The sequence below is a fragment of the Bradyrhizobium sp. INPA03-11B genome (assembly GCF_040446015.1).
Lineage (GTDB): Bacteria > Pseudomonadota > Alphaproteobacteria > Rhizobiales > Xanthobacteraceae > Bradyrhizobium > Bradyrhizobium macuxiense_A.
The window spans coordinates 21682-37525 of sequence record NZ_JASGSR010000078.1; the positions used below are offsets into that span (position 1 = coordinate 21682).

Genomic DNA, 15844 nt, shown 5'->3' on the forward strand with positions numbered 1-15844 from the left:
AGCCTGTCAAGTAAACGGAGGCTCCGGGCCCCATCGCTGCTCGTTCTGCCGTCGCCAGCCGCATCGTTTGCAACTCCGTGTTGGTTTGGTAGGGAGATCATGCCAATATCGATCCCGATATTCCGACAGGAGACCGTATTGAATCCGGTGCAATCACCGAAACGGCGGGTGGCGAGGAGCAGATCCACGGCCGCCGTTCAAGCCAGCAAGGCGCAGGGTGCGCCACGCGAGCGCAAATGCTCGGTTGCACGGACAGTCATGATTCTGTCGGATGCCTGGACCTTTCTCGTCATCCGCGAAGCGTTCTTTGGAGCGCACCGCTTCGAGGAATTCCGGACGATGCTCGAGATCCCGAGGGCCACGCTGACCGACCGGCTTCAGCGCCTCGTCGCGGAGGAAATCTTCCGCCGGATCGAGTATTCGGAAACATCGAGCTGGGTGGAGTACCGGCTGACCCGGTCAGGCATGGATCTTTACCCGACCTTCATGGCGCTTATGCAGTTCGGAGATAACTGGCTGTCCGAAAAGCACGGCGTTCCATTGCAGCTCATTCACACGCAATGCGAACAGGTCACGAAGCCTTACGTCGGATGCTCGCACTGCCGGGAAAAGGTGGTGGCCCGGCGTGTTTCATATCGCGATGGACCTGGGTCGGGCTCCGTGGCGGTCGAGCCAATGAAGCGTTCGCGGCGTTCTTCGGACGACAATCAGTTCAACCGGGGAAGGCCGAGTTCGGTATCGCGGGCGCTGCAGGTTATTGGAGATCGATGGAGCTTCCTCGTCATCAGGGAAGCGTTTTTCGGCGCGCGGCGTTTCGACAAGCTGCAGAGTGAGCTTGGAATTGCGCCGAACATCCTGTCGGACCGACTGACCCGACTGGTCGACCGCGGTATCTTTATGAAGCGCATGTACCAGAGCGGGCCGGACCGGTTCGAATACCTGCTCACCCCCATGGGGTTCGATCTGTACGGACCGCTGATCATGATGATGGCGTGGGGTGACAAGTGGAGGTCGAATGGCAAGGCTCCGCTGGTGTTGACCCATCTCGATTGCGGGCACGATTTTACGCCGATGGTACTGTGCAGCGAGTGCCGCGAACCGATTGCTGCCCACTCGATGCAGTATCGAATGCGCTACAACCCGGATCGCTTCGGCGGGAAGAAGAGCAGCCGGGCGCTTCCCGGTTGAAGCTGTCAGCCTCGTCCCCGGGGAGATACCGATCCCGGCCCGTCGCTATTTCTGGTAGCTCTTGCTGCGGGCACCGAACAGATAGCCAATCGCTGCGGCCATGATCAGCTGAATCATGCTGGATATATCCGGGGAGACGTGCGCGCGTCCGTCGGCTGTGATCGCGTCGGGGGCGGGGAGGAGGCTTGGTAGCAACGCTCCATAGCGATACCATCCGAGCCCCAGAACGCTGACAACGGCGATTGCGCCAACAAGCTTCAGGAAGGAGAACAGGCCTGACGGTCGATCGTTCGCGGCTGAAGGTGAGGGCGCATGACGTCTGACGGTGTGCTGGCCGGAAGCCCGGACAGGCGCCGAAGCCTGGGCGACGGAGGGCGAGCTAACCGCGCCTGGAGGCGCTCCAGCGGCCGAGACTGCAGTGGCATCATCTGCGGCCTGCTGTCTGTCTCCAATCTCCTGCGCAAACTTTTGGAAGAAGAGTCCAGACATCTTCTTTGCAGTGGCATCAATCAGGCGGCCACCGAGCTGGGACAGTTTTCCACCAATCTGCGCGTTGACTTCGTAGTGCAGCAGAGTGCCGTCCCCGTCGGCTTCCAGGCGCACGATTGCGGTACCCTTTGCGAACCCGGCGACCCCTCCCTGTCCTTCACCACTGATGGTGTAGCCGTTCGGGGGATCCAGATCGGACAGGGTCACGGCGCCCTGAAACCGGGCGGTGACCGGACCAACCTTGATCACTGCGACCGCGGTCATCTGCGTATCCGAAGACTTCACCAGTTCCTGGCAGCCTGGAATGCAGATCCGCAGGATCTCCGGGTCGTTGAGGGCATTCCAGACGATCTCGCGACTTGCAGGAATGTGTTGCTGGCCACGCATATCCATGAATGATCTCCCTGGTCCCGGATGAAAGCGACGCGCAAGCTGGCAGCGGACGCGCGGCGGAGCCGAGCTTGACATGTTCAATAATAGTCTAGTAATGCAAGTCAATAGAAAAGCCCGGGTGCAGCGCAAAAGACAGATGCAGGAGGCGCCGCAGAAATGCCACCCCGGGCTTATCGACCGACATGTGTCCGGCCTTGCCAGTGGTAATATGACGAGGCGCCGGCGTCTTTGAGGACAATCGCATGAAGCCTGCACCGTTCGACTTCGTTCGGCCGACCACGATCTCCGCGGCAAGCGAGGAGCTGGCGAGGTGCAGCGGCGACGGAAAGATCATAGCCGGTGGCCAGAGCCTCATGCCAATGATCAATTTCCGGCTCGTGAAGCCCTCCGTTCTGGTCGACATCAACGGCATCGGGGACCTTTCGCAGATCGAATCAAGCGGAGGCCGGCTGCGACTGGGCGCCACCGTGCGTCATTACATGACGGCGACTGACCCGCTCATCCAGGAGCGAATTCCGATCCTTCACGAGGCCATGCACCACGTGGCTCATCTTACCGTACGAAACCGGGGCACCTTTTGCGGAAGCGTTTGCCACGCGGACCCGGCGGCCGAGATGCCAATGATGACCCTGCTGCTCAACGGGCAGATCACGGCCCGGTCGGTTCGGGGCGAGAGGCAGATCGCGGCCGCCGATTTCTTTCAGGGCTCCCTGATGAACTCGCTGGAGCCGGACGAGTTCGTCACTTCGATCGAGATCGATGAGCTGTCGCCGGATGTCGGCTGGGGATTCGAGGAGTTCGCGAAACGCCATGGAGATTTCGCACTGGCTTGCGTGGCGACCACAATGAGCATCCGGGACGGGGCAGCGTGTGGCGCGCGTTTCGCGATGATGGGAGTAGGAGAAACACCGCTCAGGTTAGGCTCGGTCGAGGCGCTCATCGAGGGCCGGGAGGTCACGCCAGATCTCGTGAACGAGGTGGTGGAATTGATCAACGACACTCTGCGGCCCAATACGGACCTCCATGCCTCCGCCGACTACAGGCGTCATCTCTCGGGCGCGCTGGCCCGGCGAGCCCTCGACGTCGCCTGGCGTCGGGCGGCTCGTTCCGTGGAGCAACCATGATGCCCACGTCCAAAGTCTCGCTGGTCGTCAACGGTCTGACTCACAGCCGCGAAATCGAGCCGCGGATGCTCCTCAGCGACTTCCTGCGGCACGAGCTTGGTCTCACCGGAACGCATGTCGGCTGCGAGCATGGCGTCTGTGGTGCATGCACCGTTCTGCTGGATGGAAGAAGTGCCAGGTCCTGTCTCACGCTGGCGATCCAGGCGCAGGGAATGCAGGTCGAGACAGTTGAGGGGCTCGGAACGGTCGACAATCTGGGACGCGTTCAGGAAGCTTTCCGAACGCACCATGGCCTGCAGTGCGGTTTCTGCACGCCCGGAATGGTTATGACAATCACGGATATGCTCCGGCATCATCCGCTTGAGACCGATGAGCAGATCCGGGAGGCTTTGTCCGGCAACATCTGTCGGTGCACCGGCTACCAGCACATCGTCGACGCGGTGCGTGAGCTGGCGAAGGAAAGAGGGCCTTTGAAATGAAGTTGCATTTCCTTCCGGGAGGACGGCTGCGCATGAGACGGTCCATCTACGTGCCGGGCTCGGCGAAGGACGAGACGATCGACCTTCCGGTTCACGCCGCGCTTGTTCGTCACCGGCAGGCGAATCTGCTGTTCGATACGGGATGCAATCCAGAGGCTGCTACCGAACCGGAACGCCGGTGGGGTGGGCTCTCACGGGTCATGATGCCGGTTTTCAAAGCCGAAGAAACCGTGGTGCATCAACTTGGCAAGATCGGTCTCACTCCCGGCGACATTGATCTCGTCGTCTGCTCGCACCTTCATCCCGATCATTGCGGGTGCAACGAGTACTTCCGCCGCGCAACAATCTTGTGCCATGCAGCCGAGCTCGAGGCGGCGCAAACCGAAGGCGCCGAACAACAGGGCTACCTGCCTCGGGAATGGAAGCAGCCGCAAGGGTTCAGGACTTTCGACAACCAGCACGATGTGTTCGACGACGGAAAAATGGTGCTCGTGCCGATGCCCGGGCACACGCCAGGCTCGACTGTCGCGCGCGTTGGTCTCGACAATGACGGAACCTTCGTGCTCGCGTCAGACGCAGCGCCCCTCCAGAGTTCAATCGATAGCGGTGTCCCGCCCAGGAACACGTGGAATATGGACCTCGCTGCAGCGGCCCTCGCAGAGTTCAGGAAGTGGCGTGAAGCCGGAGAAACAGTCGTCTCCGGACATGACGACGAGCAGTGGAAGCATTTGCGGAAGGGGGCAGAGTTCTACGAATGACCAGACCCGAGCCTTCGATCGAGCTTCGACCAAAACTGGTCGGTGAACGCATCAAGCGGACCGAGGACCCGCGGCTGCTGGCCGGCGTCGGCCGATACGTCGATGACATCAATCCGCACGGGACCCTTCATGTCGCCCTGCGGCGATCGGATCAGCCGCACGCCCGGATTATCCGTATCGACGCAGGAGACGCCCTTTCCGTTCCTGGCGTTGTCGCAATCTATGACGCGACGGACATTGCGGGTGAGTACAGTCCGGCAATTCCGGGCTCCAGGATGCCAGGCTACTACGCCACCCCGATCCGGCCATTGGCGGAAGGGAAGGTGCGCTACGTCGGCGAACCCGTCGTCGCTGTTCTGGCCGAAAGCCGCTACGCCGCCGAAGATGCACTGGAACACATTTCGATTGAATACGAAGCCTTGCCGTTTGCGATCCGGCAGGTTGACGCCGTCAAGGATGATGCGCCGCTTCTGCACGAAGAAGCGGGTACGAACACGATCATCCAGAGGGAGTTCAAACGCGGTGATATCGACAGCGTGATCGCTTCCGCGCCGGTCACGGTGAAGGGCCGTTTCCGTATGACCCGGAAGACCGCGGTATCAATGGAGAACCGGTCGTACCTCGCGGAATGGGACGAACGGAAGCGCTCGCTGACGCTCCACACGTCGTCGAACATTCCGGGCGTCATCCGTGACGTGCTTGCCGACTGCCTTGATCTGCCGGGAACCCGCGTCCGCGTCGTCGCGCCGGACGTCGGAGGCAGTTTTGGAGGAAAGGGATCTCTTTACAGCGAGGAGATGCTCGTCTGCATCCTCGCGCGCAAGCTGACACGGCCGGTCAAGTACGTGAGCGACCGTCTCGAAGACCTTTCGGCAACCAGTCAGGCATTTGATGAGCTGATCGAGGCCGAACTGGCTGTCGACAGCGACGGCACGATGCTGGGACTGCGTGCCGACGTGATCGGAGACGTTGGAGCCTATTCGATCTACCCCTGGACCGCCGCGCTTGAGCCGGTGCAAGTGGTCAGCTTCATGCCGGGACCATACCGGATGGAGCACTATCGCGGTCGGATCCGGGGTGTTCTGACGCCGAAGCCCCCGACGGGGCCATATCGCGGTGTAGGACGCCCGTCCTCGACTTTCGCGATGGAGCGTCTGGTAGACATGGCCGCGCGCAGGATCGGAATGGATCCGGTCGAATTCCGGCGGAAGAATCTGGTGCGCGACGAAGAATTCCCGTACCGAACCGCGTCCGGGATCATCTGGGATAAATCCGCATTCCAGGAGTGCCTCCAGGGCGCCTGCGACCATGTCGATTATCCAGCCCTTGTTAGCGAACGGGATCGTGCGCGTTCCGAGGGGCGGTGGGTCGGGATCGGGCTTAGTAGCTACGCCGAACTCACAGGGATCGGCTCACGGATATCCGTTGCCCCCGGCATGCCCATCAATACGGGAACCGAGACTTCGAAGATCGAGATAGATTCGACCGGTGCGGTCACAGCTGCTTTCGGCGTTTCATCCCACGGCCAGGGGCTGGAGACGACGCTTGCCCAGGTGATAGCAGACGAGTTGGGCTGCAGGCTGGAGGACGTCGAAGTCCAGCATGGCGATAGCTCGCTTGTCCCGATGTCGACGGGCACGTACGCCAGCAGATCCGCAGTGCTTGGAGGCGGGGCCGCCACCCTTTGTTCGCGGGTGGTCAAAGCCAAGGTCCTGCGTGCCGCGGCCTATCTGATGGAGCAGAACGTCGAGGATCTCGACATGAGCCAGGGCATCGTCAGCAGCCGCGCCTCAAACAAGACAATGACGCTCAGGGATGTCGCCTCCGCGGTCTACAAGCAGATGGGACGCATACCGCTAAAGCAGCGCGAGGACCTTGTCGCCTCGGAGACGTATGATCCCTATCTCGGCACGGCCTGCTCGTCGACTCACCTTGCCATGGTCGAGGTGGACCGGGAAACGTATGGCGTTCGCATTCTTCGTTACGTCGTTGCCGAGGATTGCGGCAGGATCATCAATCCCATGATCGTGGATGGTCAGGTTCACGGTGCGGTCGCGCAAGGGATCGGTGCGGCGCTCCTCGAGGAGATTGTGCATGACGATCAGGGACAGGCGGTTACCGCGAGCCTTGCGGACTATCTCGTTCCGGTCGCAACGAGCGTTCCGGACATCGGAGTCGTTCACATCGAAGCCGATCTTCCCAACAATGTCGGAGGCTTTCGCGGAATGGGCGAGGGCGGAACGATCGGCGCGCCGGCGGCGATTGCCAACGCAGTAGATGATGCGCTCGCGCATCTGGGAGTTTCGGTGCAAACCTTGCCGGTGACACCCGAACGTATCTTCCAGATGTTGCGGGATCGCCGTGAGGTCGATCCACGGGTGACAAGAACAGCGTGACGCGATTTGCCTGAACGACATTGTCCGGTTCCCAGGACCGTCAGGAATCTAATCGATAGCTGACGTTCCTGATCATTCGCGAAGCGTTCTTTGGCGTTCGCAGCTTTTACGCAAGGCTGGCAGCGAACCAGGGCGAGATAGCCTGCGGCGCGTCTCCCGGCCGAACTGCGGCGCAATGGTGACTGCCAGCCGCGAAGCGGCACTGCTGAAAACAAAGCCGCTTCCGCCCCCCGGGCCGGTTGACACGCGTCCGGAAAAGTAGTTCAGTTATGAAAGTCGTTTTTGGTGCGCTCATTCGGAGGATTGTCCGGCGTGCAGGCTTTCACGTTCCAGTCGACCAGATCCTCTCTCGTTGAGCCGGGTGCCTCCGCCCGCATCGGCGAACTCGCGCTCGGTCTGGGGTGCCGATCGGTCCTTCTGGTCTCCGATCCGGGCGTGGCTGCGGCCGGGCTTTTGAAAGCAGGGCTTGAAGGCTTGAGGCAGGCGGGTATTGCCACCACGGTCTTCACTGATGTCGAGGCGGATCCGCCAGAGCAAATCATCATGTCCGGAGTTGATCGCGCCCGTTCAGCGAAAGTTGACGGGGTCATAGCGATTGGTGGCGGCAGTTCGATGGACACGGCGAAGCTGATCGCGCTGCTCGCTGTCGGTCAGGAAAGGCTGCCTGACATTTATGGGGTAGGACTTGCAAAGGGGCCCAGACTTCCCTTGATCCTCGCCCCGACCACCGCGGGCACAGGGTCGGAAGTCACACCGATTTCGATCGTCACCACAGGCGAGAATGAAAAAAAGGGCGTGGTATCGCAGGTATTGCTGCCAGACTGGGCGGTGCTCGATGCCGACCTGACGCTCAAACTGCCGCCTGCCGTGACCGCGGCGACCGGGATCGATGCCATGGTGCACGCGATCGAGGCATTTACCTCAAAGCGCCTCAAGAACCCCGTTTCGGATTGCCTGGCGAAAGAAGCGCTGAGGCTGCTGGGCGGCAACATTCACGAGGCCTGTACCAACGGGAGGAACCGGGAGGCGCGCCAGGGAATGCTGCTCGGCTCGATGCTTGCCGGCATGGCGTTCGCAAATGCGCCAGTCGCGGCGGTTCACGCGCTGGCTTACCCTGTGGGCGCCCGCTTCCATGTTCCGCACGGTCTCTCGAACGCGCTCGTTCTACCAGGCGTTTTGCGCTTCAATGCGGTCGCCGCGGAACCCCTTTATGCCGAAATCGCCGGCGTGCTGCTACCAGACCAGACGGGGGACTTGCGCGAGCGCAGCGTTGCGTTGATCGACTATCTGGCGAACCTGACTGCATCGCTGGAGCTCCCGACGCAGCTGCGCGATGTAGGAATATCGCACAATCATCTGCCACAGCTGGCCGAAGATGCGATGAAGCAGCAGCGGCTTCTCATCAACAATCCGCGCGAGGTGACGCTCGACGATGCGCTCGCCATCTACGGAGAGGCGCTATGACCGAACGCGCGCGTCCGCATCGCCGCTCGGACTATGCGCACTTTCGCGTCATGACGACGCGCTGGATGGATAACGATTCCTACCGGCACCTCAACAACACGGTCTACTATTCCTTCTTCGATACGGCGGTCGGCCAGTTTCTGATCGAGAGCGGTGTCCTGGACATCAAGCATAGTCCCGTCATTGGTCTCGTTGCCGAGACCAGGTGCGGCTATTTCAAGGAAATATCCTTTCCGTCGGTCGTGCACGCGGGGCTTCGGGTTGGCCGGCAGGGCAATACCAGCATCACCTACGAGGTTGGCCTGTTTCGCGATGATGACGACGATGCATGCGCGCAAGGCCACTTCGTGCATGTGTATGTTGACCGGGCAACGAGTCAGCCAGTCGCCTTGCCAGATCGTTTGAAGGAAGCAATCGTTCCACTTCTGACGCGCGACCACACCGTGGCAGCCTGAGAGGGACCGGCGATGGATATGTTCGGAACAGTGCGGTTCAAGGCGTCAAGAGAGCACCTGTGGCAGGCGTTCAGTGATTCAGCCGTGATGAAGCAATGCCTTCCCGGTTGCGAAACATTCGAATGGACGGCGAGCGGCCAGGGTGTTGCGACGGCGGCAATAGCGATCGGACCCATCGCTGCCAGGTTCAAGGGTGAGGTTCGACTGTTCGACGTCGAACCTCCGGTGACATGCACCATAGCCGGCGAAGCGAATGCCGGTGCGGGGGGCTTTGTTACAGGGCTGGCAAAAGTCAGGCTCGATGAATCGTCCGAAGGCACCGAACTTTCGTACTTCGCCGAGGCAAGAATTTGCCAGAGGTTGACGAGACTGGGTGTGCGGAGGGTCGACGCTGCCGCAAAGGAAATCGCGACGCGATTTCTCGACAGCCTGCGCGAAATCGTCGAGCGAGCAGCGAAGGCGGCCGATCGGCCGGCACCTGAAAGGGCGTGGTTGAGATGACGAATATCACCTTGTCGATCGAAGCCGGGGTCGCGACTGTATCCATCGACAGACCTGATGCACGGAACGCCATGACCCTTGCCATGTGGAAAGGTATGGCAGAAACGTTCGGGAAACTCGCTCAAGACCGGGCGGTCAGGGCGATCATTCTGACGGGAGCCGGGGAGGACTTCAGCGTCGGTGCTGATATAGCCGAGTTCGGCAAGGTCAGGGCCGATGGTCCCGCAAGCAAGGCTTACGAGGTTGCCGTGGACGCTTGTTCGGACTCGATCGCTGGCGCGCCGCAGCCCGTGATCGGTGTGATTTCCGGATACTGCCTCGGCGGCGGATGCCATCTGTCGATGGCTTGTGATTTCCGCTTCGCGAGGCCGACAGCCATGCTGGGAATCCCGGCCGCCAATCTCTCCATCGTCTACGGAGTGCGCAGCACGCGCCGGCTCATGTCGCTGGTCGGCCTTACCAACGCGAAGCGGATCCTTTTCGCCGCGGAGCGTATCGATGCCCGGGCCGCGCTCCAAATGGGTCTCGTGGACCGGGTCGCGGACGATCCGCTCGGCGATGCGCAAAGCCTGGCCGCCCGGATATCGTCAAAAGCGCCCCTGTCGGTCGCGGGAGCAAAATACATACTCAACGAGGCTGCTATGGGCGGTGACGGGCCGCTCGCCGAAGAGCTGATCGACCGCGCCTCGGATAGCGAAGACTACCGTGAAGCCCGTCAGGCGTTTGCGGAAAAGCGACAGCCGAAATTCAGATGGTGCTGACATGAAGTCTGGCACCGTGCGGTAGGCCGCATGTGCCAGGTGGCGTCTCTTTCAATCAGATCCAGGCAGTAGATAAGGAACAGATTCATGGACATGAAACTCAAGGGCAAGGTCGCGCTGGTCACCGGCGCGGCACGAGACGTCGGACGCGAAATTGCGTTGAGCCTCGCAGCGGAGGGCGCGGCTGTGGCCGTGAACTACCGTGGTTCGAAGGATGAGGCGGCGAATGTCGTCGCCGCGATCGAAGCGGCCGGCGGCAAGGCCATCGCCTACCAGGCCGATGTTGCCGACTACGGCGCGGTCACGAAGATGGTCGATAGCGTCGCGAAGGATTTCGGTCGTCTCGACATTGTTGTGAATAATGCTGGCGTAGCACTCCGCAACCGTTTCGTGGAAACAAAACCCGAGGAGTGGGAGAAGCAGATCAACATCTGTCTCTATGGTGCGATCCATGTCTCGAAAGCGGCAGCGCCTCATCTCGAAAAGAGCGGTGACGGCCGGATCATCGCGATGGTCGGCGACTCGTCGCGCGTAGGTGAATCGGGCCTCGCGATTGTCGCCGCGGCGCGCGCTGGCGTCATCGGCCTGATGAAGTCCCTTGCGCGGGAGTTCGGGCGCTTCGGTACGACGGCCAATACGATCTCGCTCGGTCTGATCGAGACTGCGCACGATCGTGACTGGGTCGATGCCAATCGCGAGAAGCTCACAAAATTCTATCCGTTGCGTCGACTGGGCCAGCCGCACGATATCGCGCCCATGGTGACGATGCTGGCTTCGCCGCATGGGGGCTGGATCACCGGGCAGGTGATCAGCATCAGCGGCGGCTTCAGCATGGTCTGAGGCCGGAAGCAAGGCGGAGCGGAGGGAGGAGCAAATGCTGCAGACTGACCTGATTGCGCCCATCCCGGTGTTGATCCAGCGGCATGCGGGAGAGCGTGGAAGAAAGATCGCATTCGAGGACGCCGGGGGAAAGGTCACCTACGGCGAACTTGCGAGCCGAACGGCAAACCTTGCCGGCCATTTCGCCGATCTGGGGATCCGGTCCGGCGACCGGGTCGCGATCTTCCTGCCTAACTGCGTACGATGGGTCGAAGCCTGTTTCGCTATTGCCCGGGCCGGTGCGGTCAGCGTCCCGATAAGCTACGATGCAACGGAGGGCGAAGTCGTCTACCGGTTGCAGGATGCCGCGTGCTCGATGGTGATCACCACCGACGAGAGGTCCGGTTTCATCGAAGCGATCCGACAGCAGTGTCCGGATCTCGGCACAGTCGTCCTCATCGAACGCGGCCAGGCGAAGGGCAAGGGCCATCGCTACGAAGACCTCGCGATGAAAAGAGCGGTCTCTGCGCCGCGCGACTCTCTCACGATGCATGAGCCGGCGTTCATCATCTATACGTCTGGAACCACCGGACGCGCCAAGGGTGTCCTGCTGTCGACCCACAGCATGCTATGGGTCACTGCATCGTGCTGGGCTCCCATCGCAATGTTGTCGGACACCGACACCCTTCTCTCGCCACTGCCGTTATTCCATTCGTACGCATTGAATCTGTCCGTGCTTGGTGTCCTCGCGGTTGGCGCGAGCGAATACATTATGGAGAAGTTCTCCACGAGCGATGTGCTTCGGTTGCTGTCGACCGGCAAGTTTACGGTTTTTCCGGGCGTGCCGACGATGTTTCACTACCTGCTTGAGGCGACCAAGGGCGAGGACAGATTGAAACTCGGTGCGATACGGCTCACCCTGTCCGCCGGCGCCATCATGCCGGCGCCACTCAACAGGGAATTCGAGTCGAAGTTCGGCATCAAGCTTCTGGACGGCTACGGCATCACCGAGACGTCCACCATGGTCACGATGAACTGGCCGAGCGGCGGACGGGTGCTCGGGTCTTGCGGCCTGCCGGTCCCTGGCCTCAGTGTTCGGATCGTCGGCCAGGACGGGAAGGACGTCGCTCAGGGATCCGAGGGCGAGTTGATCGTTCGCGGACCGAACGTAATGCTCGGCTACCACAACAAGCTGGATGAGACCGCGACCGCATTGCGCGATGGCTGGTACCACACGGGAGATCTCGCAAGGAGCGACGAGAACGGCTTTCTGGCCATTACTGGCAGGCTCAAGGAGCTGATCATTCGCGGCGGGCAGAATATCGCTCCGGCCGAGATTGAGGAGATCGTCGGCGGTCACGAGCAAGTGATCGACTGTGCTGTCGTCGGAGTGCCACATCAGCACCTGGGCGAAGTGGTGGCTCTCTTTGTGGTGAGCCGCGTGGCCTCGCCGGACAGCGAAGCAATTCTCGGGCATTGCCGCAAACACCTGTCATCCTACAAGGTGCCCGAAAGCGTTTCGTTCGTCGACGAGATTCCAAGAACGGGCTCTGGCAAGATCATGCGCTTCAAACTGCGCGCCGCGTTCGAGTCCAGATCTGCAGGATAGTGACGCATGACCGCAAATGTGAAGATCGCAAGCACCGCCCCCGAGCTCAAGGACCCTTCCTTGCTGCGTAGCACCTGCCTTGTCGGGGGGGCGTGGGTTGGAGCGGACAACGGTGCTACGCTGACAGTTACCAACCCCGCAAACGGCATCATACTCACGACGGTCCCGAACTTGGGCGCCACTGAGACACGCCGCGCCATCTCAGCCGCTGACGAGGCATGGCCAGCATGGCGTGCGAAGACGGCAAAGGAGCGTGCCGCAATCCTCCGGAGATGGTTCGACCTGATGATGGCCAATCAGGAGGATCTCGCGATCATCATGACTGCCGAGCAGGGCAAGCCATTGGCGGAGAGTCGCGGCGAGATTGCCTATGCCGCCTCGTTCATCGAGTGGTTCGCCGAGGAGGGCAAGCGCGTCTACGGCGACACCATTCCAGGTTTCTCCGCTGATCGGCGCATCATCGTGCTGAAGCAGCCGATTGGTGTCTGCGCTGCGATTACGCCCTGGAATTTTCCTGCAGCCATGATCACCCGGAAGGCTGGTCCCGCACTGGCGGCGGGCTGCACGATGGTCGTCAAGCCGGCAAGCCAGACGCCGCTCTCGGCGCTGGCGCTTGCCGCGTTAGCCGAACGTGCAGGGATTCCCAAGGGCGTCCTGTCGGTCGTAACGGGGGCAGCCGGTGCAATTGGCGGCGAAATGACCTCCAATCCGACCGTACGCAAGGTCACGTTTACGGGCTCGACGGAGATCGGCAAGAAGCTGATGGCGCAAGCGGCCGCCACCGTCAAACGCACGTCCATGGAACTTGGCGGCAATGCGCCGTTCATCGTTTTCGACGACGCTGACATCGAAGCTGCAGTGAAGGGGGCCATGGCTTCCAAATATCGCAACGCCGGGCAAACCTGCGTCTGTGCCAACCGCCTGTTTGCGCAGGACAAGGTCTATGACGCCTTCGTCAGCCGGCTCACCGAGGCAGTCAACGCAATGAAGGTCGGCGACGGCTTTGGGCCGGATGTCACTATCGGGCCTCTGATCAATACGGCGGCTGTCGAAAAGGTCGAGGAGCATATCGCCGACGCCGTAGGGAAGGGCGCGCGTGTCGTGACAGGCGGAGCGCGCCATCCGCTCGGACACTCCTTCTACCAGCCGACGGTCCTTGCGGATGCCAGACCGGACATGCTGATTTTCAGGGAGGAGACCTTCGGTCCGGTCGCGCCGGTCTTTCGCTTCAGCACCGAGCAGGAGGTGATCAAGCTCGCCAACGCAACCGAGTTCGGCCTGGCTGCCTATTTCTATGGGCGCGACATCGGCCGCATCTTCCGCGTCGCCGAGGCGCTCGAATACGGCATCGTGGGCGTCAATGAAGGGATCATCTCAAGTGAGGTCGCGCCCTTCGGCGGTATGAAAGAAAGCGGCAACGGGCGCGAGGGCTCCAAATACGGTATCGAGGATTATCTCGAGATCAAATATCTCTGCATTGGCGGGTTATGAGCTTCTTGTGAACGGGCGCAGCCGCCGTGTGGCGGCTCTGACCTCCGGTCTCCTCAGTCAACTCTGAAACGCGTCCGGCTCGCGCGGACGCTGTCGGCCTGACCTGGTTGCCTTTCGTCGCCGGCTTCGCCTTCGGGATCGCAATTTCAAACCTCGCTCTGGTGAGCATTTTCCCTGCCGGGCTGCCGTCGCGGCGACGCCATTCAACGCCGGATTCGATCAACACTATCCCCGATTGACTCTCTCCGGAAAATCAGTCTAGTTATGCAAGTAATAGTGGCGCTGCCTGTGTAGAGCAGATCGCCGCAGTCGTTTTCCACGGGAGGAAGCAATGAAAGCTGGAGTGCGCCAATTTCTTATCGCTGCTTCGGCGGCAGTCATTTTCCCCTGTGCTGCTAACGCGCAAACCGCTGCGATCTCCGACGACGTCGTCAAAATTGGGGTGCTGACCGATATGTCGGGTCAGTTTTCCCACGAGTCCGGAGAAGGGGCGGTGACTGCGGTGAAGATGGCCGTCGAGGATTTCGGCGGCAAGGTGCTGGGCAAGCCCATCGAGGTGCTGGTCGCAGACCACCAGAACAAGCCTGATATTGCATCGGGGCTGGCGCGGAAATGGTTGGATGTTGACCATGTCGACATGGTCGCCAACCTGATCAACTCCTCGATCGCGCTCACCGTCTCTCAGCTGGCGAAAGAGAAGAACAGGATCGCCATCATTAACGGCTCGGGCTCATCCCGCCTCACCAATGATGCCTGTACGCCCAACAGCGTCCACTATGCTTACGACACCTACGCGCTCGCGCGCGGGACAGGCAGTGCGCTGGCCAAGGATGGCAAGAGGTCGTGGTACTTTCTCACTGCCGATTACGCGTTCGGGCATGCGCTCGAGGCCGACACCTCGGCGGTCGTCAAGGCGATGGGCGGCCAGGTCGTCGGATCGGTCCGCTATCCGGTCGAGACATCCGATCAGTCCTCCTTCCTGCTGCAGGCGCAGTCATCGAAAGCGCAGGTCGTGGCGCTCGCCGGTTCCGGCAACGTGCTGGTGAATTCGATCAAGTCCGCCCAGGAGTTCGGAATCCCGCAAGGCGGCCAAACGCTGGCGGGACTGCTGGTCTGGATTACCGACATCAAGTCGCTCGGCCTCTCGTCAGCTCAGGGACTGGTGCTGACGAACGCCTTCTACTGGGACCGTGACGATGAGACCCGTGCGTGGTCGAAGCGATTCTACGACCGGATGAAGCGAATGCCCCACATGGGCGATGCCGGCGACTATTCTTCGACCATGCATTACCTGAAGGCGATTCAGGCCGCCGGCACCGACGACGCCCAGGCCGTGATGAGCAAGATGCGCGAGATGCCGATCAACGACTTCTTCGCCAAGAACGGCCGCATCCGCGAAGACGGGCGTATGGTGCACGACATGTATGTGTATGAAGTGAAGAAGCCGTCGGAATCCAAAGGTGATTGGGACTTCTACAAGTTACGCGAGGTGATCCCAGGTGAGCAGGCGTTCCGTCCTCTCAAAGATAGCGTATGTCCGTTAGTCAGGAAGGGATGACCCGTACAGATTTCATCGCGGCTCGAGCATAGCGCCGCTCCGGATGCAAGGCGGCACCAACGAAGTATGTCGGTTGGTTAAGCCGACAAACCGATGCGCATTGATGATCCGGAAGCCCGGGCACAGTCGCGACCTCCCACCCGCTCTGTCTAAAGTAATACGGGATTGGAGCATGATCGTGCTCATGAAACTGCGCGACGGTCCGAAGCGTCTCAGCAGATTGAGACGCGATGTCGGAGGAATGCCGCAGCGCGCGCTCACCCGAACGCTGCATAAGCTTGAGCAAGAGGGCGCCATTATCGAAACGAGAACTGTGACCATTCCTCCGACAGTCAAGTATGAGATTACCGACATAGGCC

15 protein-coding genes are annotated in these 15844 nt (G+C 61.0%); 14 read left to right on the top strand and 1 reads right to left on the bottom strand.

Annotated features, from left to right (window positions below; all coding sequences use genetic code 11):
- The first annotated feature begins 258 nt into the window (after window positions 1-258).
- Window positions 259-1188 (top strand): helix-turn-helix domain-containing protein, encoded by a 930-nt coding sequence (locus tag QMZ05_RS27490; RefSeq protein WP_353703606.1) that lies wholly within the window; start codon window positions 259-261, stop codon window positions 1186-1188.
- 45 nt (window positions 1189-1233) lie between these two features.
- Here QMZ05_RS27490 and QMZ05_RS27495 read toward each other — a convergent pair whose 3' ends face one another.
- Window positions 1234-2070 (bottom strand): SRPBCC domain-containing protein, encoded by an 837-nt coding sequence (locus QMZ05_RS27495; protein ID WP_353703607.1) that lies wholly within the window; start codon window positions 2068-2070, stop codon window positions 1234-1236.
- Between the two features lie 242 nt (window positions 2071-2312).
- On the opposite strand from QMZ05_RS27495, the gene QMZ05_RS27500 reads away from it, so the two are divergent.
- The 13 genes from QMZ05_RS27500 to QMZ05_RS27560 all read left to right on the top strand — a co-directional run.
- A complete protein-coding gene (locus QMZ05_RS27500; protein WP_353703608.1) occupies window positions 2313-3194 on the top strand; it encodes a xanthine dehydrogenase family protein subunit M in 882 nt (293 codons plus the stop codon).
- Window positions 3194-3673, top strand: coding sequence for a (2Fe-2S)-binding protein (locus tag QMZ05_RS27505; protein WP_353703621.1), 480 nt, complete (start codon window positions 3194-3196; stop codon window positions 3671-3673). Before QMZ05_RS27500 ends, QMZ05_RS27505 begins: the two co-directional genes overlap by 1 nt.
- Window positions 3674-3705: 32 nt before the next feature.
- The gene (locus QMZ05_RS27510) at window positions 3706-4431 is read left to right on the top strand and encodes an N-acyl homoserine lactonase family protein (protein ID WP_353703609.1); all 726 of its coding nucleotides are present in this window, start codon (window positions 3706-3708) and stop codon (window positions 4429-4431) included.
- Entirely contained in the window at window positions 4428-6827 is a 2400-nt protein-coding gene (locus QMZ05_RS27515; protein ID WP_353703610.1) for a xanthine dehydrogenase family protein molybdopterin-binding subunit, read from the top strand. The genes QMZ05_RS27510 and QMZ05_RS27515 overlap by 4 nt, the downstream gene beginning before the upstream one ends.
- A 312-nt stretch (window positions 6828-7139) precedes the next feature.
- On the top strand, window positions 7140-8291 hold the full coding sequence (locus QMZ05_RS27520) for an iron-containing alcohol dehydrogenase (RefSeq protein ID WP_353703611.1): 1152 nt from the start codon (window positions 7140-7142) through the stop codon (window positions 8289-8291).
- Window positions 8288-8746 (top strand): thioesterase family protein, encoded by a 459-nt coding sequence (locus QMZ05_RS27525; RefSeq protein ID WP_353703612.1) that lies wholly within the window; start codon window positions 8288-8290, stop codon window positions 8744-8746. Before QMZ05_RS27520 ends, QMZ05_RS27525 begins: the two co-directional genes overlap by 4 nt.
- 12 nt (window positions 8747-8758) lie before the next feature.
- Window positions 8759-9247, top strand: a complete 489-nt coding sequence (locus tag QMZ05_RS27530) for an SRPBCC domain-containing protein (RefSeq protein WP_353703613.1) — start codon at window positions 8759-8761, stop codon at window positions 9245-9247.
- Window positions 9244-10008 (top strand): enoyl-CoA hydratase-related protein, encoded by a 765-nt coding sequence (locus QMZ05_RS27535; protein ID WP_353703614.1) that lies wholly within the window; start codon window positions 9244-9246, stop codon window positions 10006-10008. Before QMZ05_RS27530 ends, QMZ05_RS27535 begins: the two co-directional genes overlap by 4 nt.
- An 87-nt stretch (window positions 10009-10095) precedes the next feature.
- Window positions 10096-10848 carry a 3-oxoacyl-ACP reductase family protein gene (locus tag QMZ05_RS27540; protein ID WP_353703615.1) on the top strand — a complete coding sequence of 251 codons (753 nt, stop codon included), beginning with the start codon at window positions 10096-10098 and terminating at the stop codon, window positions 10846-10848.
- Between the two features lie 34 nt (window positions 10849-10882).
- Window positions 10883-12436 carry a class I adenylate-forming enzyme family protein gene (locus QMZ05_RS27545; protein ID WP_353703616.1) on the top strand — a complete coding sequence of 518 codons (1554 nt, stop codon included), beginning with the start codon at window positions 10883-10885 and terminating at the stop codon, window positions 12434-12436.
- Window positions 12437-12442: 6 nt separating this feature from the next.
- Window positions 12443-13927: an NADP-dependent succinate-semialdehyde dehydrogenase gene (gene gabD, locus QMZ05_RS27550; protein WP_353703617.1), complete on the top strand. Its 1485-nt coding sequence runs from the start codon at window positions 12443-12445 to the stop codon at window positions 13925-13927.
- Between the two features lie 331 nt (window positions 13928-14258).
- Window positions 14259-15485, top strand: a complete 1227-nt coding sequence (locus QMZ05_RS27555) for an ABC transporter substrate-binding protein (RefSeq protein WP_353703618.1) — start codon at window positions 14259-14261, stop codon at window positions 15483-15485.
- A gap of 172 nt (window positions 15486-15657) precedes the next feature.
- Window positions 15658-15844 (top strand): winged helix-turn-helix transcriptional regulator (locus tag QMZ05_RS27560; RefSeq protein WP_353703619.1); only part of this gene is annotated, 187 nt, incomplete at its 3' end.

Coding starts and splice junctions, on each gene's coding strand:
- QMZ05_RS27500 (WP_353703608.1), top strand. CDS start 2,313: ATGAAGCCTGCACCGTTCGACTTCGTTCGGCCGACCACGATCTCCGCG.
- QMZ05_RS27515 (WP_353703610.1), top strand. CDS start 4,428: ATGACCAGACCCGAGCCTTCGATCGAGCTTCGACCAAAACTGGTCGGT.
- QMZ05_RS27540 (WP_353703615.1), top strand. CDS start 10,096: ATGGACATGAAACTCAAGGGCAAGGTCGCGCTGGTCACCGGCGCGGCA.
- QMZ05_RS27535 (WP_353703614.1), top strand. CDS start 9,244: ATGACGAATATCACCTTGTCGATCGAAGCCGGGGTCGCGACTGTATCC.
- QMZ05_RS27495 (WP_353703607.1), bottom strand. CDS start 2,070: ATGGATATGCGTGGCCAGCAACACATTCCTGCAAGTCGCGAGATCGTC.
- QMZ05_RS27545 (WP_353703616.1), top strand. CDS start 10,883: ATGCTGCAGACTGACCTGATTGCGCCCATCCCGGTGTTGATCCAGCGG.
- QMZ05_RS27530 (WP_353703613.1), top strand. CDS start 8,759: ATGGATATGTTCGGAACAGTGCGGTTCAAGGCGTCAAGAGAGCACCTG.
- QMZ05_RS27555 (WP_353703618.1), top strand. CDS start 14,259: ATGAAAGCTGGAGTGCGCCAATTTCTTATCGCTGCTTCGGCGGCAGTC.
- gabD (WP_353703617.1), top strand. CDS start 12,443: ATGACCGCAAATGTGAAGATCGCAAGCACCGCCCCCGAGCTCAAGGAC.
- QMZ05_RS27490 (WP_353703606.1), top strand. CDS start 259: ATGATTCTGTCGGATGCCTGGACCTTTCTCGTCATCCGCGAAGCGTTC.
- QMZ05_RS27510 (WP_353703609.1), top strand. CDS start 3,706: ATGAGACGGTCCATCTACGTGCCGGGCTCGGCGAAGGACGAGACGATC.
- QMZ05_RS27505 (WP_353703621.1), top strand. CDS start 3,194: ATGCCCACGTCCAAAGTCTCGCTGGTCGTCAACGGTCTGACTCACAGC.
- QMZ05_RS27525 (WP_353703612.1), top strand. CDS start 8,288: ATGACCGAACGCGCGCGTCCGCATCGCCGCTCGGACTATGCGCACTTT.